The organism is Mesorhizobium sp. 1B3 (genome assembly GCF_050958605.1).
Classification (GTDB): Bacteria; Pseudomonadota; Alphaproteobacteria; order Rhizobiales; family Rhizobiaceae.
The window spans coordinates 432,069-451,943 of the sequence record NZ_JBJHDO010000003.1; the positions used below are offsets into that span (position 1 = coordinate 432,069).

Consider the following 19,875-nt stretch of genomic DNA (forward strand, 5'->3'; position numbering starts at 1 on the left):
GGCTAACCGGCCGGCCGCAGCCAGACCTTGTTGTCGTGAAACGCCGCGCCGCCATAAGGCGCGCTCGCATCGGCCCCGGTCAGCACGTTGATCCCCTCGCCTCGCTCATGCGCCGCATTCGGCCAGATGCCTTCGGCGATCACTACACCACGCCGCACCCCATCGAAGAGCTTGGCGTGTAGAACCACCTCGCCGCGGCGGTTGCCGATCTCGACACGATCGCCGTCGGCGAAGCCGAGGGCGGCAGCGTCATCGGGATGGACCAGCAGTTCGGGCCGCACCTCCCGGCCCCTAGAACTCGGGGTTTCGGTGAAGGTCGAGTTGAGGAAGGAGCGGGCCGGCGATGTCGCAAGCCGGAACGGATGCTCGGCATCGGCGATCTCGATCAGGTCGACATGATCGGGGAATTCAGGCAGTCGCTCGTACGATCCTTGCAGACCCATGCTCTTCGGCGGCCTGTTGGGCGCGGGACTGCCGGTCCAATCTGGGCGGAAACGGAACTTGCCGTCGGGAAAGGCGAAGCCCTTCACGAAATGCGCCTCCTCGAAGGGAGGCTGTACGTCCGCCCAGCGCTCCTCCTTGAAAGTGGAGAATGTGCCGAGCCCGCGTTTGCGCAGCATGAGGTCGATGTGCTCCTGTTCCGTCAAGCCGAAGCCCGGCAGATGGCCGACACCCAGGCGTTTGGCGAGTTCCTCGACGACATAATGATTGGTGCGGGGACCGGCCGGAGGCTCGATCAGCTTCGGTCCAAGGACGATGTGCTGATGCCCGCCCCCCCGATAGATATCGTCATGTTCCATGAACATGGTCGCGGGCAGCACCAAGTCAGCGAATTTGGCCGTATCCGTCATGAACTGCTCATGGACGCACAGGAAGAGATCCTCGCGCATCAGGCCTTGTCGAACCAGCCTCTGCTCGGGCGCGACATTGGCGGGATTGGTGTTCTGGACCAGCATCGCCGTCACCGGCGGCCCGCCGTAAAGAGCCTCGCTATCGCCGGTCAGAACGCGGCCGATCTTGGACTGATCGAGATACCGGACACCATGATCGAGATAGGCGCTTCCCTCCAGTTCGGACTTATCCAGCCTGAAGATGTCTGAATTGGAATGAAACGCGCCACCACCCTCATATTGCCAGCAGCCGGTCACTGCCGCGACCGAAAGGGCGGCGTGCATGTTGACCGCGCCGTTGCGCTGACGCGAGAAGCCGAACCCTAGGCGGAAGAAGGTTCGTTTGGTGGTGCCGACGAGGCGCGCAAAGGCTTCGATCTCAGCGACGGAAACACCCGATATAGCAGAGGCCCATTCCGGCGTACGCGACCGCAGATGCTCCTCGAGTCCGAGGGGATCATCGGTGTAGCGTTCGAGATAGGCCCGATCGGCAAGCCCCTCACGGAACAGCACATGCATGACGCCGCAGGCCAGCGCGCCGTCGGTCCCGGGCTTCACGACGATGCCCATGTCGGCCTGCTTCATCGTCGCATTCTCGTAAACGTCGATGACGACGATCCTGGCGCCGCGTTCCTTCCTCGCCTTCACGGCATGGGTCATAACATTGACCTGGGTGACCACTGCATTGGTGCCCCAGATCACTACGCAATCAGACTTGGCCATCTCGCGCGGGTCGGCCCCGATGAGCCTGCCGGTACCCATGGTAAAACCGGTCCAAGCCAGGTTGGTGCAGAAGGTGCCGAAGAGATTGGAGTATTTCTTGGCATGGCGCAGCCTGTTGATGCCGTCGCGCTGCACGAGGCCCATCGTGCCGGCGTAGTAATTCAGCCAGACCGTCTCGCTGCCATATGCCTCTTCCGCCGCGATGAACTTTTCCGCGACGAGATCAAGCGCGGCGTCCCAACTCGCCTCCTTCCAATTGCCGTCGCCCTTGCCGCCGGCGCGCACCAGCGGCTTCAGCAGCCGGTCGGGATGGTGGATACGCTCCGCGTAGCGAGCCACCTTCGCGCAGATGACGCCGGACGTGTAGCTGTTTTCCTTGGCGCCGTGGACGCGTCCGATGCGCTTGCCGTCGACGATCTCGACGTCGAGCGCGCAGGTCGAAGGACAATCGTGCGGGCATGCCGAATGCCCGATTCTGACGTTGGCGTGTTGGTTCATGGCGCGAAGCTAGCGGTTTTCTTCGAGGCCGTGTAGACGCGGGCCGTGAAAATGATTGTCACAGGCAAGGCATGGGAAAGCCATCATGAACTACCGCCACGCCTATCATGCCGGCAACTTCGCCGATGTGGTCAAGCATGCGGTGCTCGCCCGCATTGTCGAATATCTGAAACTCAAGGACAAAGCATTCCGCATCATCGACACCCATGCGGGGATCGGTGTCTATGACTTGTCGTCCGACGAGGCACAGAAGACCGGGGAATGGCGGGACGGCATCGGCAAGCTGCTCAGTGCCAAGCTCGATCCGGCAACAGCGAATCTTTTGAAGCCTTTGCTCGACGTTGTTCGTGCAATGAATCCGCAAAGCGGACTGCGGTTTTACCCGGGTTCGCCAATGGTCGCACGCCGTCTCCTGCGCAAGCAGGATCGGCTCTCCGCGATCGAGCTCCACGCCCAGGATGCCGCCGCCCTCAAGAAGCGCTTCGAGGGCGACTTCCAGACGCGTGTGATCGAACTGGACGGTTGGCTGGCGCTGGGCGCGCATCTGCCACCCAAGGAAAAGCGCGGACTGGTGCTCATCGATCCCCCATTCGAGAAGGAGGGGGAGTTCAGGCGGCTGGTCAGCGGCCTGGCAAAGGCCCATCGCCGCTGGCCAGGAGGCATCTATGCACTCTGGTACCCCATAAAGGATCGGGCGGCCGTGAATAGCTTCCGCGCGGAGTTGGCAGCCACGGGCATCGAAAAGATCCTCGACATCCGCTTCCATATCCGCCAGCCCTCGCCGGAGGCGCGCCTGGACGGGACCGGCATGATCGTGGTGAATCCTCCCTACCCGCTGCAGCGCGAACTGCAGATGCTGCTGCCCGCCTTGAAGACTGCCTTGGCGGAAACGCCTCAGGCGCGATGGGCGGTCGAATGGCTTGCCGGCGAAGTGCAGTCGGGTTGAGGAGCTGATTTTTCGACTCGGACCTAAGCGGGTGCCATAGCCTCATATTCTTCGGCCGATCGCCGCGCAGAATGCGAGAAGGTCGCGTTCGATGGCTTCGGCCGGCGTTCCGATGCGGGAAAAGCCCCACCACAACAACGCGCCCTGCCATTGCCCTGCGAGCAAGCGTCCGAGATCGGCGCGCGGGCCCTCGGTATCGGCTAGGCAATCTCCTAGCGCATCGGCCAGTCTCCCACCCCAACGTTCGCCGCGCGCCCGCAACTCGGCATTGCGAAGATCTTCGCGCAACACGAGCAGGCCCTCCGCGTAGTCTTCCCCGGAGCCATAGTCGCCCGACAAGGCGACGAGTATCGCCACCGCCCCTTTCGGCGTCCTGGGCTCAGCCGCTATCGCCGCCTCAGTGCGTTGCTCGAGCAGGTCCCAGGCGCGCAAAAGGACCGCATGGAGCAGTGCGTCCTTCGTGCCGAAACGCTGCACCAGGGTCGCAGCGGAGAGGCCAGTTTCCGATGCCGCGGCCGCGAAAGTCACACCGTCCGGTCCCGCACGATGCATAAGGCCCAGGATACGGTCCAGGAGATCATTATCGGAGAGAGTTTTCTTGCGCGGCACGGCAGTTTCCGTTATATAAGTGAATATTCGTTTATATATTTTCGAGGAAAGGAGCAAGGAGCAGCGTAGCTGCGCCTGCGTTGCCGTTTTGCCGGGAAAGGAGGACAGGATGAAGCCGTTGCTTGGAAAGGTGGCGCTTGTCACAGGCGCCACGCGTGGTGCGGGACGTGGCATTGCGGTCGAACTGGCCATCGCAGGCGCCACGGTCTACGCCACCGGGCGCTCGACACGCGCGCAAAAATCCGAGATCAACCGCAGCGAGACGATCGAAGAGACTGCCGAGATCATCGCAGCCGAAGACGGAACCGCTATTCCGGTTCGGGTCGATCATCTCGAGAAGGAAGCGGTGCGGGACTTGATCCAACGAATACGCAGCGACCATGGCCGGCTCGATGTGCTTGTCAACGACATCTGGGGCGGTGAACTGCTGATGGAATGGAACAAGCCGGTCTGGGACCACGATCTCGATAACGGCTTGAAGATGTTGCGTCTGGCCGTGGACACCCATCTCATCACAGCTCACTATGCGCTGCCCCTCCTCATCTCGCGTCCCGGCGGCCTGTTGGTCGAGGTGACCGACGGCACCCGCGATTACAACGCCCGCAACTACCGCCTTTCCGTATTCTACGATCTCGCCAAAGTAGCCGTGGATCGCATGGCCTGGGCTCACGCCAAGGATCTTGCGCCGTATGGAGCCACGGCGGTCTCGATAACGCCGGGCTGGATGCGCTCAGAAATGATGCTCGAACATTACAATGTTACGGAGCCGACATGGCGCGACGCCATCACCGCCCAGCCCGATTTCGCCATCTCGGAGACGCCTCGTTTCGTCGGCCGTGCGATAGCGGCATTGGCGGCGGACGATCATGTCTCCCGCTGGAATGGCCAATCCCTGTCGAGCGGCCAGCTCGCGCGAGAATATGGTTTCACCGATCTCGATGGTTCGCAGCCGGACTGCTGGCGCTACATCCAGGAGGTGCGGGAAGCAGGTAAGCCTTCGGACGTGACGGGCTATCGCTGACCCGGCGATCGCGCAGCGCCTGAGCGGCCGACTTGACCGTGTGCAACTTCGCAAGCAGAGTGCACCGGACGGCTGTGCTGAATCGCAGCTGCGATGGAGGGAAATCATGAACCGCCTTGCTCCTTTTGCGCTTGCCGCCCTGGTTGCCGCCGGCACGGCGTTCACGGGCGGCGGCAAGGCGGCGGCCGCCGATCTCGCCCGCAGCTATGTCGAGTATTCCGGCATATGCTCTCAATCGTGGGTCCTGCGGGCGATCACCCATCGTTTCCGCCACCAGGTGACTCATGTGCCGAATCTGCCGAACGTTGCGATCGCCGATTTCCATGGCATCCACGAACGCCGTTACCTTCCTTCCGATGAAGACCATCCGATCGGACGCACCTATTGCGGTGCGACGGTAGCTTTGTCCGACGGCTACAACCGCGACATCTGGTACCTTATCGAAGAGGGACAGGGCTTCGCCGGCGTCGGCGACAATGTCGAGTTCTGCGTTGCGGGATTTGATCGGTGGTATGTCTATAACGGCGCCTGCAGGGTCCTGCGCTAGCCGGAAACATCTCAGAATATGGCCTTTCGGCCGGGACAGATATTGCGCGTGGTCGCCATAGCGGCCCTCTTGGTCGCGACCGGATTCGTAATCTGGCTGGACCAGCGGGGCGCCGACGAAAATCCAATCGCCGAGGCGCCCTCCACGAGACCGTCAGGCGCCGTCGGTACCGGGTTCGATTTCTACGTGCTTGCCCTGTCCTGGTCTCCCTCCTACTGCGAGGCCGAGGGCGCCGATGCCAATCGCCAGCAATGCGCGTCCGGTCGGCACCATGCTTTCATCGTCCACGGGCTGTGGCCGCAATTCGAGCGCGGCTACCCGCAGGACTGCCCGACCGACCGCACGGAAGTTCCCGACCAGGCGCTTCGCGGGCTTTACGACTTGATGCCCTCGGCGGGGCTTATCCGTCACCAATGGAAGAAGCACGGCACCTGCTCGGGTCTTTCGCAGGAAGACTATTTCGCGACCTTGCGCGCGGCGCGCGACAAGGTCGTCATCCCAGAGGGTTTCAACGGCCTCGACACCTACCGCACTGTCGCGCCGACCGAGGCTGAAGATGCGTTCTTGCGCTCAAATCCCTCGCTTCAGCCGGCAGGCATCGCCGTCACCTGCGACGATCGTTATGTGAGAGAGGTCCGCATCTGCCTCACCAAGGAATTGGGATTCCGCCCCTGCCCCGAGATCGATCGGCGGGCCTGCCGATTGGACAAGGCAGTCATGCCGCCGATACGTGGCCGATCAGCGACGCCATCGGCCACGGAATGAGGCCGTATGAGCTCGCTGGCTGGCGCAATTCATCGGCGTGAGAGCGCGATGTGAGGCGGAAAATTCTCGATTAAAGCATTTGCAGCAGAAAGGAGCGGCCCGCATGCCCAAAGTTCTCTATTCGTCCGCGTCCCCCTACAGCGCGAAGGTCCGCATGGCGGCCGCCTATGCCGGCTTGCCGGTGCAGGCGGTGGCAGTGGACACGAATGCCGAGCCTTCCGAGCTGATCGATTCCAATCCGCTCGGCAAGATTCCCGTGCTGATCACGGACGACGGGCAGTCGATCCATGACAGCCGCGCCATCACCCAATATCTCAACCGCGTTTCAGGCAATGCTCTCTTCCCGCGCCACGCCGACAAGAGGACGCACGCCGAGGTTCTAGAGGCGCTGGCCGATGGCATTTGCGACTGTCTGCTCGCCCATGTCTACGAGCGGCGGTCGCGGCCCGAGGACAAGATCCATCAGGCGTGGCTGGACAAGCAATGGTCGAAAGCCCTGCGCGCACTCGACAGGCTCAACGCGGAACCGCCGAAGCTGCCCAAGAAGATCACAGCCGGTCACATCGCGCTGCGTGCAACGCTCGGCTATCTGGCGCTGCGTTTTGGCGGCCAGTGGGAACGCGGCCGCGGCAAGCTTACCCGCTGGGCAGCCCGATTCGACACGAAGTTCCCGGAGCTCGCCGCGCTGATTCCCAAGTGAAAAAGCCGGGCGCAAGGCCCGGCTTCCCAACGCTTTAAGCGCGCTTACGCAACAACATGGTTTCAGCCGTACCGGGCTGGAACCTGCACGCCGCAGCGTCAGAACTTCATGCCGAGGCCGAACATCACGCGATTGTCGCGCGAGCTGACGGACTGCGCACCGCTGCCGGTGTTGAAGTCCTTGCTGCCGAAATCGGTGTAGCGGTATTCGGCACGGGCGAAGATGTTCTCGGTGACCTTGACGTCCACGCCGGCGCCGGCCGTCCAGCCGAGCAGCGTGTTGCGGTCGCTGCCGAAAGCGTCCTCGATCTTGAGGCTCTGGGCAGCGCCACCGGCGGTGCCGTAAACGAGGATGCTGTCGGTGGCGGCAATGCCGAGGCGAGCACGCAGCGAGCCATCGAGGGTCGTCTTCGATTCCACGCCCGGCATGTCGCCCTCCAGGTTGGCGTAGTTCAGGTCGACTTCGCCGCCGTACACGAACATGCCGTTCTGGAAGTTATAGCCAGCAAACGCCCCGCCGATGAAACCGTCCGTGTCCATGTCACCGGCCGGCGTTTCGGTGCGGCCCGAGAAGCCGTAACCGAGCTGAACACCGGCATACGGGCCCGCCCAGGAAGCGACCGGCGCTTCGATCATCGGTGCAGCCGGTGCCGGCGGCATCTCGACGATGGCGTCGGCAGCATAGGCAGGCACCGCGCCAGCGAGGACAGCGAGACCGAGGGCCGCGGCCATCGGCCGGGCGAAATTGATCATGGCTGACATTGATATTACTCCATTAACCACAGGAAACTGGGTATTTCCGATACGAGTCCCATTCGGAGCGTCCCTACCATTTAGGGGAGAACGGTTCGGGCGCCCAACAACCCGAATTTGGTTTCGAATTGCGGCTGAAGCGCACCTGAAATTCGATCATTCCCTGGCGCCAAAGTGGCGGAAAATAGACGTTGCCTTTCGGCAACAGCATTGTCAGGAAGCCTATGTTTTCCAAGGCCTTGGTCGCTTGGCCAGGCCTCGAAGCCTCCCTATATACAGTGCCCGGACCGAAAATCTCGCCACAGTCCCGCCCAGAAAGTTACGCGATTATGACAAGGTGGAAAACAGCGTGAACTCAACGACCAATGTTCTGATAACAGGTGCTGCGAGACGAATCGGCAGGGCCATCGCGGAGGATCTCGCGGCGCATGGCTTCGGCGTCGTCATTCATTGCAACCGCTCGCGCGACGAGGCCGAACAGCTCGCCATGACAATCGGCGAGCGAGGCGGCAAGGCAGTGGTGGTCCAAGCCGATCTTGCGGATCTCGACGCGGCGGCGCGTCTCTTTCGCGAGGCCGAGACGGCCATCGGCCCCATTTCCATTCTCGTCAACAACGCCTCGCTGTTCGAAGACGATTCGATACGAGACTTCGCATGGGATTTGTGGGACCGTCATTTCGACGTGCATCTGAAGGCTCCCTCGCTCCTTGCCCGCAACCTTGACGCAGCCTTGCCAGCCGGCGCCCAGGGCCTCGTGGTGAACATCATCGATCAGCGTGTCTGGCGCCCGACGCCTCGCTACTTTTCCTATACGCTGTCGAAATCCGCCCTTTGGACCGCGACGCAGACGATGGCGCAGGCGCTTGCGCCGAGGGTGCGGGTGAATGCGATAGGGCCCGGTCCGACGCTCGCCAATTCGCGCCAGAAACCCGAGGATTTTCAGGCGCAGGTCGACGGGCTGATCCTTGGTCATGGCCCTGTTTTGGCCGAATTCGGCGCGACGGTGCGTTATCTCTGGCAAACGCATTCGATCACCGGTCAGATGATCGCACTCGACGGAGGACAGCACCTTGCGTGGCAGACGCCGGATGTGACAGGCATGAAGGAATGACAGGCTATCAGCAGAAGAATCAGCCGCCACTCGCGCGAACCCGCCAGGGTATCGCCTCCGACGACGTCGCCGGCTACATGCCTGACGGCGAGGAAGAGGAGGACATCCCGGCTGAAGCGGCGGGTGGGCCTTCTTTGCCTTTCACGCGGATCGACTGGGAAACGACTGTCACGGGCACTGCCAACGACAGGATCGGCGCCGACGTCATCCAGACGCTTGTGAAACGCCTTCCCAATTCGCCCGGCGTCTACCGTATGATGAATGCCGCCGGCGACGTGCTCTATGTCGGCAAGGCACGAAGCCTGAAAAAGCGCGTGACCAACTACGCGCAGGGCCGCTTCCACACCAGTCGCATCGGCCGGATGGTGCGCGAGACCGCGACGATGGAATTCGTCGTCACCCGCACCGAGACCGAGGCCCTGCTGCTCGAAGCCAATCTTATCAAGCGGTTGCGGCCTCGTTTCAACGTGCTGATGCGGGACGACAAATCGTTCCCGTATATCCTCCTGACAGGAGATCATCCCTCTCCCGGCATCTTCAAACACCGTGGAGCGCGCTCGCGCAAGGGCGACTATTTCGGGCCTTTTGCCTCGGCCGGCGCGGTGGACCGGACCATCAACGCGTTGCAGCGCGCCTTCCTGTTGCGCAGTTGCACCGATTCCGTTTTCGAAAGCCGCACCCGACCGTGCCTGCTCTATCAGATCAAGCGCTGCTCCGGCCCATGCACCGGTGAGATTTCGCCCGCCGACTATGCCGAACTCGTCGCCGAAGCGAAGGCTTTCCTCTCCGGACGCAGCCAGAGCGTGAAGGCGGAAATCTCCGGAGCGATGCAGCAAGCGGCAGAGGATCTCGATTTCGAGCGAGCCGCGATTTATCGGGACCGGCTCGCGGCGCTCAGCCATGTCCAAAGCCATCAGGGCATCAACCCCCAGACCGTCGACGAGGCGGACGTCTTCTCGATCCATCAGGAAGGTGGCCAGACCTGCATCCAGGTGTTCTTCTTCCGCACCGGCCAGAATTGGGGCAACCGCGCCTATTTTCCCAAGGCGGATCCGGCGCTGGAGCCCGGCGAAGTGCTCGGCTCCTTCCTGGCGCAGTTCTACGACGACAAACCCGCGCCACGCGCCATATTGCTGTCGCGGGCCGTGGACGAGCAGGAACTCCTCGGCGAAGCGCTCTCGACGAAGGCCGGCCACAAGGTGCAGGTGAGCGTGCCGCAACGGGGCGAGAAGAAGGACCTCACCGATCACGCTCTTCAAAATGCTCGCGAGGCGCTCGGGCGGCGGCTCGCCGAAACGTCGACGCAGGCCCGTCTGCTGGAAGGTCTCGCCGAGACCTTCGGCCTCGACAGGACGCCCGAACGGATCGAAGTCTACGACAACTCGCATATCATGGGCAGCAACGCGGTAGGTGCCATGATCGTCGCTGGGCCGGAAGGCTTCGTGAAGAACCAGTACCGCAAGTTCAATATCCGCTCGACCGACATCACCCCCGGCGACGATTTCGGCATGATGCGCGAGGTGATGCAGCGGCGGTTCTCGCGCCTGCTCAGGGAACACGGCGCGCCCACGGATGGGGCAGCCGAGCAAGACAGTGAGGATGCCGGACATTCCGCCTTTCCGGCCTGGCCGGACGTCATCCTGATCGACGGCGGACAAGGTCAGATGTCGGCGGTCCGGGCGATCCTCTCTGAACTCGGTATCGCCGACAAGATCGTGGCACTCGGGGTTGCCAAGGGCCAAGACCGTGAGGCCGGCCGCGAGCGCTTCTTCGTCGAGGGCAAACCTTCCTTCACCTTGCCGGTTCGCGACCCTGTGCTCTATTTCGTCCAGCGGCTGCGCGACGAAGCACACCGTTTCGCGATCGGTTCGCATCGCGCCCGCCGCAAGAAGGAGCTCGTCAAGAGCCCACTCGATGAAATCTCAGGGATCGGCCCCAGCCGCAAACGAGCCCTACTTCATCATTTCGGAACAGCCAAGGCGGTGAGCCGGGCCGCGGTCGAGGATCTTATGGCGGTGGAAGGTATTTCGGAATCGACGGCGAGGCTGGTCTACAATCATTTTCACGAGAGTTGAGCCACGATCCCTTAAAATTGGCCTGCATAGCAGTTACTGCCGATTGACCCGGTACATTCCCATCTGTTTTGAGTAGACGAGGCAAAAGAGTTTTTCGATGGCAAGGCGCGCGTTCAACCTCCCGAATATGCTCACCTACGGCCGCATCCTCGCGGTGCCGCTGGTCGTGCTTTGTTTCTTCCTGGAAGGGCGCCTTCAATCGAGCGATTTCGCCCGCTGGTCGGCGCTCGCCATCTTCATCGCGGCAAGCGTCACCGACTATTTCGACGGTTACCTGGCGCGCGCTTGGCAGCAGACGTCGAATATCGGCCGCATGCTCGACCCTATCGCCGACAAGCTGCTGGTATCGACCTGCCTTCTGCTGCTTGCCGCCGACACGGACCGCACGATCGCCGGCTGGTCGCTTTGGGCGGCGATCATCATTCTCTGCCGCGAGATCCTTGTATCGGGCCTGCGCGAATACCTGGCCGGGCTGAAGGTCAGCGTGCCGGTGACGCAGCTTGCCAAGTGGAAGACCACCATCCAGATGGTCGCGATCGCCGTGCTGCTCGCCGGCCCCGCCCTCGACAAGATCATCTCCTACGCGACCGAAGCCGGCATCGTACTGCTCTGGATTTCCGCGATCGTCACCCTTTATACAGGGTACGACTACTTCCGTGCGGGGCTGAAGCACATCGTGGACGAGTAACGAACATGACCAAGCTCATCTATTTTGCCTGGGTGCGCGAGCGGATCGGCAAGCCCGAGGAAGAGGTGACGCTTCCAGAAACCGTCATGACTGTCGCCGACCTACTCGGCTGGCTGAAGTCGCGCGGAGAAGGCTACGAGAACGCCCTTGCCCATCCGGAGGTCATTCGCGTCGCTATCAACCAGGAGCATGTCGAGCATCGCGAGCCAGTCGCCGGCGCGCGCGAGATCGCGCTCTTCCCGCCAATGACGGGAGGCTAGCATGCCGGCCGCGCCGATGGTGCGCATCCAGGCCGAGGATTTCGACACGGCTGCCGAGATCGGGCGCTTGACACAGGGGCGGGCCGATGTCGGTGCCGTCGTGACCTTCACTGGGCTGTGCCGCGACGAGGCCGGAAGCTTGTCCGCGCTGGAACTCGAGCATTATCCCGGCATGGCCGAAGCTGAAATCGGCCGCATCGCCGCCGAGGCGGCGCAACGCTGGCCGCTTTCGGGACTGACAGTCATCCATCGCCATGGCCAGATCCGTCCCGGCGAGAACATCGTGCTCGTCGTATCGGCCTCGAAGCACCGTCAGGCCGCCTTCGATGCCGCGAATTTCCTTATGGATTTCCTGAAATCGCGGGCGCCTTTCTGGAAAAAGGAGCATCGCGCCGATGGTCACGCCGGAAACTGGGTGAAGGCCAAGGCGGTGGATGACGAGGCGGCCGCGCGCTGGCGAAAAACTGAGGTCACGAAACAAACGTAATCGTCTGATCCGCTTCCGAACAAGAAACCAGGAGGAGGCGTGCCATGCTGGGGCGGATCGCGGAATTCTTCATCTTCGGTTTTATGCCGTTCGTGGTCGGCGCCCTCGCATTTCCGTTTGCGCCGCTCGCTGCCGAAAAAACGATCTCGGGCGAAATCCTCTATCGTGAACGCATCGCGCTGCCTCCGAACGCGGTTCTCACCGTCGAACTGGCCGACGTCTCGCTCGCCGACGCGCCGGCGTCGATCATCGGCAAGCAGGTGATCGACCCTGCCGGGCAGGTCCCGATCAAGTTCACCATCAGCTTCGATCCGGCCGTCATCCAGCCGAACATGCAATATGCGCTGCAGGCCCGCATCACAGTGAACGATACGCTGTGGTTCATCAACGACGCGCGCTACACGATCGCCCCCCTGACCGACACGGCGCCGTCGCTCCTGTTGAAGATGGTCCGTAGATCGGAAACGCCGGCGCCGGCCGCAAATATCTATGATGCAATCTGGGTTTCAGAGGACCCCGCCAGCGTCGGCATGCCTCCGACCTTCTCGGTCAAGACGGACGGCAAGATGTTCGGCAAGGGACCGTGCAACAGCTATTTCGGCACTGCGGAAATAGGCGATGGAACCATTGCGGTCGGCGAAGTGGGTTCGACCCGAATGGCCTGCGCTCCGGACGTCATGGATCGGGAGAGAGCATTCTTCGAGACGCTGCGCAAAGCGGAAAGCTTCGACATCAGGGAAGGCAGGCTGACTCTCAAGGACAAGGACGGCAAGGAAATCCTGCATTTTTCACACGGCGCTTGACCGCGCCTCTTTAGCGAAAAAGGCCGGAGCGTGCGCCCCGGCCTTTCGAGATCAATTGTATCGGGCAGAAGGATTTCAGCCGACAACCTCCGTGTCGGAAAACCAATACTTGATTTCCTGGGCGGCCGTCTCGGGAGCATCCGAGCCATGAACGGAGTTCTCGCCGATCGACAGCGCGTGCACCTTACGGATCGTTCCCTCGTCGGCGTTGGCCGGATTGGTGGCGCCCATCACTTCGCGGTTCTTCGCAATGGCATTCTCCCCCTCCAGGACCTGTACCACCGTCGGGCCCGACGACATGAACTCACAGAGTTCGTCGAAGAACGGGCGCTCGCGGTGAACGGCGTAGAAGCCCTCGGCTTCGCGGCGGCTCATCCATACGCGGCGCGAGGCCACAACGCGCAAGCCCGCATCCTCGAGCATCTTGGTGATCGCGCCGGTAAGGTTTCGCTTCGTCGCGTCGGGTTTGATCATCGAAAACGTACGTTCGATCGCCATGGTCGGTCCCTTTGATGGAATGTTTTTGGAAAGGTGGCGGCTCTATACAGGCCACCTGCCCTATTGCCAAGGCCCGCAGCGCACTAGGATCGAAGGCGCCGTTCCCAATTTCAGGCGGCGGCCGGAACTTTCCGCCCAAGCCCGCCATGGAGGTCAAGGCAACGGCCGAACCACTCGGCCACGGGATCATCCTCCGCCAGCGGGCGGAATGGCGACACTACCCGGACCCATTGCAAGGCGCCGAAGACGACATAATCCGCAAAGAGCGGCCCGGCCCCGCCCATCCAGGGTTGATAGGTCAGCATGTTGCGAAGCGGCTCGAGCGAGGCTCGGAACGCTCCAAGCCCGGCGTCCCGACCTTCCGGAACGCCCTCCAGCTTCTTGCCGAAACGCACCTCGCGCGTCTTGCGGAAATAGTCCTGGTTCTCGGCATCCTGCCGGTCATAAATGTCCATCAGGGCGGCGGCCCCGAGATAACCGTGCAGCGTCGTTTGCGACCAGCGTTCTACAAAGCGGGCGAGCGCCTCACCACCCTTGCCGCCGAAAAGGCTGGGTCTATCGGGATAGGCTTCGTCGAGATAGAGCGCGATCGCGAAGGAATCCGCGACGATCCTTTCGCCGTCCCGGATCACGGGAACGGTCTTCGACACACCTCCTTCGACCCTCGGCACATCGAGGAAACGAGTCGGAACAGTTTCGAACGCGAGCCCCTTATGCGCCAACGACATCGTCGTCTTCCAGCAATGGGGGCTGAACGGGCGCGATGTATCAGCGCCGACAAGATCGTAAAGCAGAATGGCCATTGGCGTCCCTGGTTCGGCCGTCTAGTTTCGCCGCATATTTTCCGTTTCGCTCTCCGAAGGGAAGCCCATGAAGCAGCATTTTACGATGTTCGCGGCCTATAATCGTTGGGCCAACAACCGGCTCTACGAGGCGGCAGCCGCGGTCACGGATGAGGAGTTCCGCAGCGATGCCGGCGTTTTCTTCAAATCCTTGATGGGAACGCTCAACCACATATTGGTGGCCGACCGGATCTGGATGAAACGCTTCACCGGCGAAGGTGACGCGCCGACGACCCTCGACGCGATCCTGCACCAGGATTTCGATCGGCTACGCCTTGCCCGTGAGGCCGAGGACGCGCGCATCATCACTTGGATCGCCTCGCTTACCACTCAGTCCTTTTCCGGACGCTTCACCTATATGACGGCGACCGATATGCGCACGATCTCGCAGCGACTGGCGCCGGCGCTCGCCCATTTCTTCAACCACCAGACTCATCATCGAGGCCAGGCTCATGCGGTGCTCACGGCTCTCGGCCAGCCCTCACCGGTGCTCGACCTTGTCGCCTTCCAACGGACGGAGGAAGGGCGCGCCTTCGCGTGAGCTCCGCTTCTTGCGCCGCCTTCGCATCCAGTGCAAAAGCCTTGAACCATGCTTACCATCAACGATCTTTCGCTCCGGATCGCCGGACGCCTTCTCCTCGATCATGCCTCTCTCAGCCTCCCAGCCGGAGCGAAGGCCGGTCTGGTCGGCCGCAATGGCACCGGAAAGACGACGCTGTTCCGTGCGATAACGGGAGATATTTCCGCAGAGACCGGCTCGATAAGTCTGCCGAAGAATACGCGGATCGGCCAGGTCGCCCAGGAGGCGCCAGGCACGGACGAGCCCCTCATCGACATCGTGCTCCGGGCCGATGTGGAACGCGCAGCCCTGCTCGAGGAAGAGAAGACGGCGACGGATCCACATCGCATCGCCGAAATACATATCCGGCTCGCCGACATCGACGCCCATTCCGCGGAGGCGCGAGCCGCGACCATTCTCGCTGGACTCGGTTTCGATGCCGAGGCCCAGAAGCGGCCGGCCTCCTCCTTCTCCGGCGGCTGGCGTATGCGTGTAGCGCTCGCCGCCGTGCTTTTCGCCGAGCCGGACCTGCTGCTGCTCGACGAGCCGACCAACTATCTCGATCTCGAAGGCACGCTGTGGCTCGAGAACTACGTCGCCCGCTATCCTCATACGGTGCTTCTGATCAGCCACGATCGCGACCTCTTGAACCGTGCCGTCAATTCGATCGTCCATCTCGACCAGAAAAAGCTCACTTTCTGGCGTGGCGGCTATGATCAGTTCGAACGCCAGCGCGCCGAGCAGCAGGCGCTACAGGAAAAGAGCCGCGTCAAGCAGGAGGCTCAACGCAAGCACTTGCAGTCCTTCGTCGACCGTTTCCGGGCGAAGGCCTCCAAAGCCCGCCAGGCGCAATCGCGCATCAAGGCGCTGGAAAAGATGAAGCCGATCGCGGCGCTCGTCGACGACACGGTTCGGCCGTTCAGCTTCCCCGAGCCGGTCAAGGCGGTTGCCTCACCCATCGTCGCGCTGGACGGCGTGTCGGTCGGCTATCAGCCTGGACATCCGATCCTGAAGAAGCTGTCGTTGCGCATCGATGCGGATGACCGCATCGCATTGCTCGGCGCCAATGGCAACGGCAAATCGACCTTCGCCAAACTGCTCTCGGGCCGGCTCGAATCGGAAACCGGCACGATGACGATCGCGCCAGGCCTGAAAGTGTCGATGTTCGCGCAACACCAGCTCGACGACCTGCGTCCCGAGGAGAACGCCTATGAACATGTCCGGCGCATGATGCCGGATGCGCCGGAGTCGAAAGTGCGGGCCCGTGTGGCGCAGTTCGGACTGGCGACGGAAAAGATGAACACGGCAGCCAAGGACCTCTCCGGAGGGGAAAAGGCCCGACTGCTCATGGGACTCGCAGCCTTCGAAGGCCCCAATCTTTTTATCCTCGACGAGCCCACCAATCACCTCGACATCGATTCGCGCGAGGCGCTGGTGCACGCGCTGAATGATTTTCCCGGCGCCGTCATCCTGATCTCGCATGATCGGCATCTGATCGAAGCGACAGCCGACCGGCTCTGGCTGGTGCGCGACGGCTCCGTCCGTCCTTATGACGGCGATCTCGGCGATTACCGGCAGGAAGTCACGGGCGTGGCGCCCGACCGACACGAGAAACGCGAGGCCGAGAAGGCGTCGAAGGCAGAGAGGCGACGCGACGCGGCCCGGCGCCGTCAGGCGCTGGAGCCACTGGCAAAGCAGATCCGCGCGACGGAAGCCTTGATGGACCGGATCCGCAAGCGCATCGACGGGATCGAGGATCAGCTAGCGGATCCCAAACTCTACGAAAAAGACCCGACCGCGGCTACGCAGCTTGCCAAGGAACGCTCGGATCTCTCCCATGCACTGGCCGGCCACGAAGAGACCTGGCTGACGCTTTCCGCCGAATACGAAGAAGGGATAGCCGAGTGACGATCAAGCCGTCCCGAAATGCCCCAAGCTGGTTCGGCAGGCATGGTTTCGTTCGTCGTCCGACCGGGGAAGTGACTTGGCAAGAAAATGAGAGGGTGAGTTAGCGAAACCCAAGTCGAAGCGCCGTCCAACCTCCACGTCCGGATCCAACTGGCCGCTCAGGACGAAATACTTGTAGAGGACCAGCAGGGAGATGAGTTGCTCGTCTTCCCGATTCGAGAAGCGCCTTACATGGGCATTGGCGTTGGCAACGACGGTCAGTGCCTCGCGCGGCGAGCTTTCGAAATGGTCGATCGTCTCCTCCAAGTCGGAGAAGTCCGGCTTGACCTGCACGAAATGCACGCCCGGCTCCAGCCGCCCCTCCATGAACCACGTCTCGCAGGACGGCTCCGGCATGATGCACAGCGATTGCGAGGCCATGATCCATTTGAGATTGGTCGCCACGTCATAACCCTCGATCGATATGACGTAACGGAAGTCCAGCTGCTCGGCGATCGACATATAAGGCCGGCGGTGCTCGACCTTGCCACCGCTGGTGAAACCAACGTCGCAGGCGGCCAAACCTATGCAGTTTTCCACGAACGGGGCGCGCCTTGGGTGGTTCGCGGCTCCACGCCAAACAGCCATCGGACGTTTCTTGTCGAACGGTACCCGATCCGCGACCTTCCTGAAGTGCCGCAGCTTGTCGAGGTTCATCAGGACCGAGTTGCTGTTATCTCCGGATATCGGCCTGCTCTTCAGCAGAGTCGGCACGGGAGGGACGTGCGCCACGTCGCCGAACAGGTAGTCGAACCGCAGATGCCGGTCGAAATAGCGGGCATGCTCCTTGAGGTCGTAATAATAGAGGCTCTTTTCCAGCGGCAGCCGACCGATCGCAACAGCCGCGGGAGTGACTGCGAAGTTGGCGTCGAGCTTGTTGTAATAAGCAAGCCGCTCGCGAATACCGGATTCCCGCCTTTCCCCAAGAGTTTTCAAGAGACCGTGCAAACGACGGCGGAACACGATCTGGGGGACGGTGTCCCGGGCAAAATTCCGGGCGTAGTAGGCAACTCGTTGGGCCGTGCGACGAAAGTCAGACATAGGACAGACACCGGCGCGACGCGCGGACCTGGTGGATCGAGTTCCGCTAGGTAGAGTTTCCTCCCGCCGCCGTCAATCTGCGGATCCAGCGGCCATGCCGCTTGCCAAGCCGTGCGCGGACCTGTCCAATGCAGTGTCGGCCAAGAAAGAACCTGGCCAGCCCTTCCGGCGAACAGGAAAGGATAGCCGAATGACGATCAAGGTCGCACAGGATGGCGAGATAACCATCGTCACGATCGATCGGGCCGAAGCCCGCAACGCGGTCAACCCCGAGATGGCGCTGGCGCTTTTCAACGCGTTTCTGGCCTTCGACCGCGACGAGGGACAGAAAATAGCGGTACTCACCGGGGTTCCCGGCGTCTTTTCCGCGGGTTTCGACCTGAAATGGGCGAGCAAGGGAGCTGACGACAAATGGTTCGCCGAGCACGATCTCGATAGAAGCTTCGACGGTCGCGGCGACCATCCGCGCAAAGGGCCGATGGGCCCCACCCGTCTTTCCCTGACGAAACCCGTCATCGCCGCGATCTCCGGGCCAGCCGTCGCGGGCGGTATGGAACTGGCCTTGTGGTGCGACCTGCGCGTTATGGAGCAATCCGCCTATATGGGTGTCTATTGTCGCCGTTGGGGCGTGCCGCTTATCGATGGCGGAACGGTTCGCCTGCCGCGCATCGTCGGGCACGGACGCGCCATGGATCTCATCTTGACCGGCCGCAAGGTCGAGGCCGAGGAATGCCTCGCCATCGGCCTCGCCAGCCGTGTCGTGGCGGACGGAACCTCGCTCGATGCAGCTCTCGAGCTTGCCCGTGAACTGACCCGGTTTCCGCAGGCCTGCATGCGCGCGGATCGCCGCTCGGCCATGCAGCAATGGTCGCTCGACTCGGCCGAGGCACTGGTCAACGAGTGGCGGAGCGCCGAAACCTTCCGCATGGAAGGAGCTGCGGGCGCCGCACGTTTTGCCGCGGGCAAGGGCCGTTCAGGCGATTTCGAGGAAATCTGAGCCGCGGCGCCATCGGCATCTACTGGTGGTTTCCGGCATTCCTGCCCCAGCGCGGAGGCGGGGGCTGGGAATTCGGGTTCTGCGGACCGCCTCCACCGCGTCGCATCCCTATCACAAAACCGATGAAGCCGATCGCCATCAGCATAAAGCCCGTCGGCTGCACACGATCGTCGTAGGCGGCTCCTCCGCCCTGCAGGATCAAGCGTGCCGACGCGATCTCCACACCTTCGGCATCGCCCGGGCCAACCGTGAAGACATAGGCGCCATCGCGGACTTCAGGGAGCACGCCAGCCTCCTCACGGAACAGTCGCCCGCCGCTCTGAGGACTTTCCAACTGCGGGGTCACGCGGGAAAAACTCAGCGTCTTGGCGAGGACGCTACGGCTGCCGAAGTCGGCCGTGAGGGTCAAGACTGTCCGGTCGCTGGAAAAGCTCGGCGCGCCCACGGTCGTGATGTCGAGAACGATGTGCACGGGCGCATCATCAGCGGAGAGCATCGCTTCGGCCGGCCGGAAACCTGCGGCAATGTCATAGACCGTCCAGGAGCCGATCTCCCGCCGCGGCACATTCCCCACCATCAACGGGTAACCGACGCCGAGGGCGAGCCCGGCAAGAAAGACGAGGAGGAAGAGGATACGCATCAAGAGTTGGACCTGGTCACGCCTTCCGCTCCCAGCGGCGATCCGGCGTCTGCTGCCAATAGGTGACCTCATGGCCAGCCGCCTTCATCGCTTTCCAGTGCTCACGCGCTCCTTCGAGTTGCATGGCGTCGTGACCGTCGAACATGAAGACTGCCCGCGAATAGGCGGCGAGATCGGGCGGTGACGCGCCATCGACCAGGAAACGAATCTCGGCCCCATTGGCATTGTCGGGCCGGATGGTGAGCAGGATGGGCTGATCCGCCTGATATGACTCGCGGTCGGTGGCGTGGGCGAGGAAGGAATCGTCGCGATAGGTCCACAGATGCGTGTCCAGCGCGTCGCGCCGTTCCTCGGTTCCCGTCTGGACCACAACCTTCCAGCCACGCTTGACGCTGCGTTCGAGGAGACCGGGAAGAGCATCCTCGAGTGTCGATTCGGTCAGGTGATAGAACAGCACCTCAGCCATATCTAGGATC

At 62.3% G+C, this 19,875-nt stretch carries 22 protein-coding genes; 14 read left to right on the forward strand and 8 right to left on the reverse strand.

Annotated elements, in window-relative coordinates; genetic code table 11:
- Nucleotides 1-2: 2 nt before the first annotated feature.
- On the reverse strand, nt 3-2,111 hold the full coding sequence (locus ACCO56_RS11180; protein WP_433640563.1) for a molybdopterin-containing oxidoreductase family protein: 2,109 nt from the start codon (nt 2,109-2,111) through the stop codon (nt 3-5).
- 85 nt (nt 2,112-2,196) lie between these two features.
- Here ACCO56_RS11180 and ACCO56_RS11185 point away from each other — a divergent pair, with 85 nt between their 5' ends.
- Nucleotides 2,197-3,057, forward strand: coding sequence for a 23S rRNA (adenine(2030)-N(6))-methyltransferase RlmJ (locus ACCO56_RS11185; RefSeq protein WP_433640565.1), 861 nt, complete (start codon nt 2,197-2,199; stop codon nt 3,055-3,057).
- A gap of 42 nt (nt 3,058-3,099) precedes the next feature.
- Here ACCO56_RS11185 and ACCO56_RS11190 read toward each other — a convergent pair whose 3' ends face one another.
- Nucleotides 3,100-3,666, reverse strand: coding sequence for a TetR/AcrR family transcriptional regulator (locus ACCO56_RS11190; protein ID WP_433640568.1), 567 nt, complete (start codon nt 3,664-3,666; stop codon nt 3,100-3,102).
- Nucleotides 3,667-3,775: 109 nt separating this feature from the next.
- On the opposite strand from ACCO56_RS11190, the gene ACCO56_RS11195 reads away from it, so the two are divergent.
- From ACCO56_RS11195 to ACCO56_RS11210, 4 genes are all read left to right on the forward strand, one after another.
- On the forward strand, nt 3,776-4,687 hold the full coding sequence (locus ACCO56_RS11195) for an SDR family oxidoreductase (RefSeq protein ID WP_433640570.1): 912 nt from the start codon (nt 3,776-3,778) through the stop codon (nt 4,685-4,687).
- Between the two features lie 106 nt (nt 4,688-4,793).
- Nucleotides 4,794-5,234 carry a hypothetical protein gene (locus ACCO56_RS11200; RefSeq protein ID WP_433640572.1) on the forward strand — a complete coding sequence of 147 codons (441 nt, stop codon included), beginning with the start codon at nt 4,794-4,796 and terminating at the stop codon, nt 5,232-5,234.
- A gap of 39 nt (nt 5,235-5,273) precedes the next feature.
- The gene (locus ACCO56_RS11205) at nt 5,274-5,999 is read left to right on the forward strand and encodes a ribonuclease T2 family protein (protein WP_433640898.1); all 726 of its coding nucleotides are present in this window, start codon (nt 5,274-5,276) and stop codon (nt 5,997-5,999) included.
- A gap of 103 nt (nt 6,000-6,102) precedes the next feature.
- The gene (locus ACCO56_RS11210; RefSeq protein WP_433640574.1) at nt 6,103-6,699 is read left to right on the forward strand and encodes a glutathione S-transferase; all 597 of its coding nucleotides are present in this window, start codon (nt 6,103-6,105) and stop codon (nt 6,697-6,699) included.
- Nucleotides 6,700-6,797: 98 nt separating this feature from the next.
- On the opposite strand, the gene ACCO56_RS11215 is transcribed toward ACCO56_RS11210, so the two are convergent.
- Nucleotides 6,798-7,460: an outer membrane protein gene (locus ACCO56_RS11215; protein ID WP_433640576.1), complete on the reverse strand. Its 663-nt coding sequence runs from the start codon at nt 7,458-7,460 to the stop codon at nt 6,798-6,800.
- Nucleotides 7,461-7,800: 340 nt separating this feature from the next.
- Here ACCO56_RS11215 and ACCO56_RS11220 point away from each other — a divergent pair, with 340 nt between their 5' ends.
- The 6 genes from ACCO56_RS11220 to ACCO56_RS11245 all read left to right on the forward strand — a co-directional run bounded on the left by ACCO56_RS11220 (nt 7,801) and on the right by ACCO56_RS11245 (nt 12,875).
- On the forward strand, nt 7,801-8,562 hold the full coding sequence (locus ACCO56_RS11220) for an SDR family oxidoreductase (RefSeq protein ID WP_433640577.1): 762 nt from the start codon (nt 7,801-7,803) through the stop codon (nt 8,560-8,562).
- Nucleotides 8,559-10,637, forward strand: a complete 2,079-nt coding sequence (gene uvrC / locus ACCO56_RS11225; protein WP_433640578.1) for an excinuclease ABC subunit UvrC — start codon at nt 8,559-8,561, stop codon at nt 10,635-10,637. The genes ACCO56_RS11220 and uvrC overlap by 4 nt, the downstream gene beginning before the upstream one ends.
- A 97-nt stretch (nt 10,638-10,734) precedes the next feature.
- On the forward strand, nt 10,735-11,325 hold the full coding sequence (gene pgsA / locus ACCO56_RS11230; RefSeq protein ID WP_433640579.1) for a CDP-diacylglycerol--glycerol-3-phosphate 3-phosphatidyltransferase: 591 nt from the start codon (nt 10,735-10,737) through the stop codon (nt 11,323-11,325).
- Between the two features lie 5 nt (nt 11,326-11,330).
- Nucleotides 11,331-11,585, forward strand: a complete 255-nt coding sequence (gene moaD / locus ACCO56_RS11235) for a molybdopterin converting factor subunit 1 (RefSeq protein ID WP_433640581.1) — start codon at nt 11,331-11,333, stop codon at nt 11,583-11,585.
- 1 nt (nt 11,586) lies between these two features.
- Nucleotides 11,587-12,072: a molybdenum cofactor biosynthesis protein MoaE gene (locus ACCO56_RS11240; protein WP_433640582.1), complete on the forward strand. Its 486-nt coding sequence runs from the start codon at nt 11,587-11,589 to the stop codon at nt 12,070-12,072.
- A gap of 44 nt (nt 12,073-12,116) precedes the next feature.
- Complete coding sequence (locus ACCO56_RS11245; RefSeq protein ID WP_433640583.1) at nt 12,117-12,875, forward strand: YbaY family lipoprotein; 759 nt, start codon at nt 12,117-12,119, stop codon at nt 12,873-12,875.
- A gap of 75 nt (nt 12,876-12,950) precedes the next feature.
- Here the strand turns inward: ACCO56_RS11245 and ndk are convergent, their stop codons facing one another.
- Nucleotides 12,951-13,373 carry a nucleoside-diphosphate kinase gene (gene ndk / locus ACCO56_RS11250; protein ID WP_433640585.1) on the reverse strand — a complete coding sequence of 141 codons (423 nt, stop codon included), beginning with the start codon at nt 13,371-13,373 and terminating at the stop codon, nt 12,951-12,953.
- A gap of 110 nt (nt 13,374-13,483) precedes the next feature.
- On the reverse strand, nt 13,484-14,176 hold the full coding sequence (locus ACCO56_RS11255) for a glutathione S-transferase family protein (protein ID WP_433640586.1): 693 nt from the start codon (nt 14,174-14,176) through the stop codon (nt 13,484-13,486).
- A 67-nt stretch (nt 14,177-14,243) separates the two neighbouring features.
- On the opposite strand from ACCO56_RS11255, the gene ACCO56_RS11260 reads away from it, so the two are divergent.
- Both ACCO56_RS11260 and ACCO56_RS11265 read left to right on the forward strand, forming a co-directional pair.
- Nucleotides 14,244-14,756, forward strand: coding sequence for a DinB family protein (locus ACCO56_RS11260; protein ID WP_433640588.1), 513 nt, complete (start codon nt 14,244-14,246; stop codon nt 14,754-14,756).
- A gap of 48 nt (nt 14,757-14,804) precedes the next feature.
- On the forward strand, nt 14,805-16,682 hold the full coding sequence (locus ACCO56_RS11265) for an ABC-F family ATP-binding cassette domain-containing protein (RefSeq protein WP_433640590.1): 1,878 nt from the start codon (nt 14,805-14,807) through the stop codon (nt 16,680-16,682).
- Between the two features lie 3 nt (nt 16,683-16,685).
- On the opposite strand, the gene ACCO56_RS11270 is transcribed toward ACCO56_RS11265, so the two are convergent.
- Entirely contained in the window at nt 16,686-17,657 is a 972-nt protein-coding gene (locus ACCO56_RS11270) for a glycosyl transferase family 90 (protein ID WP_433640592.1), read from the reverse strand.
- Nucleotides 17,658-17,952: 295 nt separating this feature from the next.
- Here ACCO56_RS11270 and ACCO56_RS11275 point away from each other — a divergent pair, with 295 nt between their 5' ends.
- Nucleotides 17,953-18,759, forward strand: coding sequence for a crotonase/enoyl-CoA hydratase family protein (locus ACCO56_RS11275; RefSeq protein ID WP_433640595.1), 807 nt, complete (start codon nt 17,953-17,955; stop codon nt 18,757-18,759).
- 19 nt (nt 18,760-18,778) lie between these two features.
- Here the strand turns inward: ACCO56_RS11275 and ACCO56_RS11280 are convergent, their stop codons facing one another.
- Together ACCO56_RS11280 and ACCO56_RS11285 are read right to left on the reverse strand one after the other, a co-directional pair.
- Nucleotides 18,779-19,399, reverse strand: a complete 621-nt coding sequence (locus tag ACCO56_RS11280) for a hypothetical protein (protein WP_433640598.1) — start codon at nt 19,397-19,399, stop codon at nt 18,779-18,781.
- A 16-nt stretch (nt 19,400-19,415) separates the two neighbouring features.
- Entirely contained in the window at nt 19,416-19,865 is a 450-nt protein-coding gene (locus ACCO56_RS11285; protein ID WP_433640601.1) for a DNA polymerase III subunit chi, read from the reverse strand.
- Nucleotides 19,866-19,875 lie beyond the last annotated feature (10 nt).

Excerpts from the sequence above, each read along its gene's own strand:
- ACCO56_RS11180 (WP_433640563.1), bottom strand. The coding sequence starts at position 2,111 with ATGAACCAACACGCCAACGTCAGAATCGGGCATTCGGCATGCCCGCAC.
- ACCO56_RS11185 (WP_433640565.1), top strand. The coding sequence starts at position 2,197 with ATGAACTACCGCCACGCCTATCATGCCGGCAACTTCGCCGATGTGGTC.
- ACCO56_RS11195 (WP_433640570.1), top strand. The coding sequence starts at position 3,776 with ATGAAGCCGTTGCTTGGAAAGGTGGCGCTTGTCACAGGCGCCACGCGT.
- ACCO56_RS11200 (WP_433640572.1), top strand. The coding sequence starts at position 4,794 with ATGAACCGCCTTGCTCCTTTTGCGCTTGCCGCCCTGGTTGCCGCCGGC.
- ACCO56_RS11210 (WP_433640574.1), top strand. The coding sequence starts at position 6,103 with ATGCCCAAAGTTCTCTATTCGTCCGCGTCCCCCTACAGCGCGAAGGTC.
- ACCO56_RS11215 (WP_433640576.1), bottom strand. The coding sequence starts at position 7,460 with ATGTCAGCCATGATCAATTTCGCCCGGCCGATGGCCGCGGCCCTCGGT.
- uvrC (WP_433640578.1), top strand. The coding sequence starts at position 8,559 with ATGACAGGCTATCAGCAGAAGAATCAGCCGCCACTCGCGCGAACCCGC.
- pgsA (WP_433640579.1), top strand. The coding sequence starts at position 10,735 with ATGGCAAGGCGCGCGTTCAACCTCCCGAATATGCTCACCTACGGCCGC.
- moaD (WP_433640581.1), top strand. The coding sequence starts at position 11,331 with ATGACCAAGCTCATCTATTTTGCCTGGGTGCGCGAGCGGATCGGCAAG.
- ACCO56_RS11240 (WP_433640582.1), top strand. The coding sequence starts at position 11,587 with ATGCCGGCCGCGCCGATGGTGCGCATCCAGGCCGAGGATTTCGACACG.
- ACCO56_RS11245 (WP_433640583.1), top strand. The coding sequence starts at position 12,117 with ATGCTGGGGCGGATCGCGGAATTCTTCATCTTCGGTTTTATGCCGTTC.
- ndk (WP_433640585.1), bottom strand. The coding sequence starts at position 13,373 with ATGGCGATCGAACGTACGTTTTCGATGATCAAACCCGACGCGACGAAG.
- ACCO56_RS11255 (WP_433640586.1), bottom strand. The coding sequence starts at position 14,176 with ATGGCCATTCTGCTTTACGATCTTGTCGGCGCTGATACATCGCGCCCG.
- ACCO56_RS11260 (WP_433640588.1), top strand. The coding sequence starts at position 14,244 with ATGAAGCAGCATTTTACGATGTTCGCGGCCTATAATCGTTGGGCCAAC.
- ACCO56_RS11265 (WP_433640590.1), top strand. The coding sequence starts at position 14,805 with ATGCTTACCATCAACGATCTTTCGCTCCGGATCGCCGGACGCCTTCTC.
- ACCO56_RS11275 (WP_433640595.1), top strand. The coding sequence starts at position 17,953 with ATGACGATCAAGGTCGCACAGGATGGCGAGATAACCATCGTCACGATC.
- ACCO56_RS11280 (WP_433640598.1), bottom strand. The coding sequence starts at position 19,399 with ATGCGTATCCTCTTCCTCCTCGTCTTTCTTGCCGGGCTCGCCCTCGGC.
- ACCO56_RS11285 (WP_433640601.1), bottom strand. The coding sequence starts at position 19,865 with ATGGCTGAGGTGCTGTTCTATCACCTGACCGAATCGACACTCGAGGAT.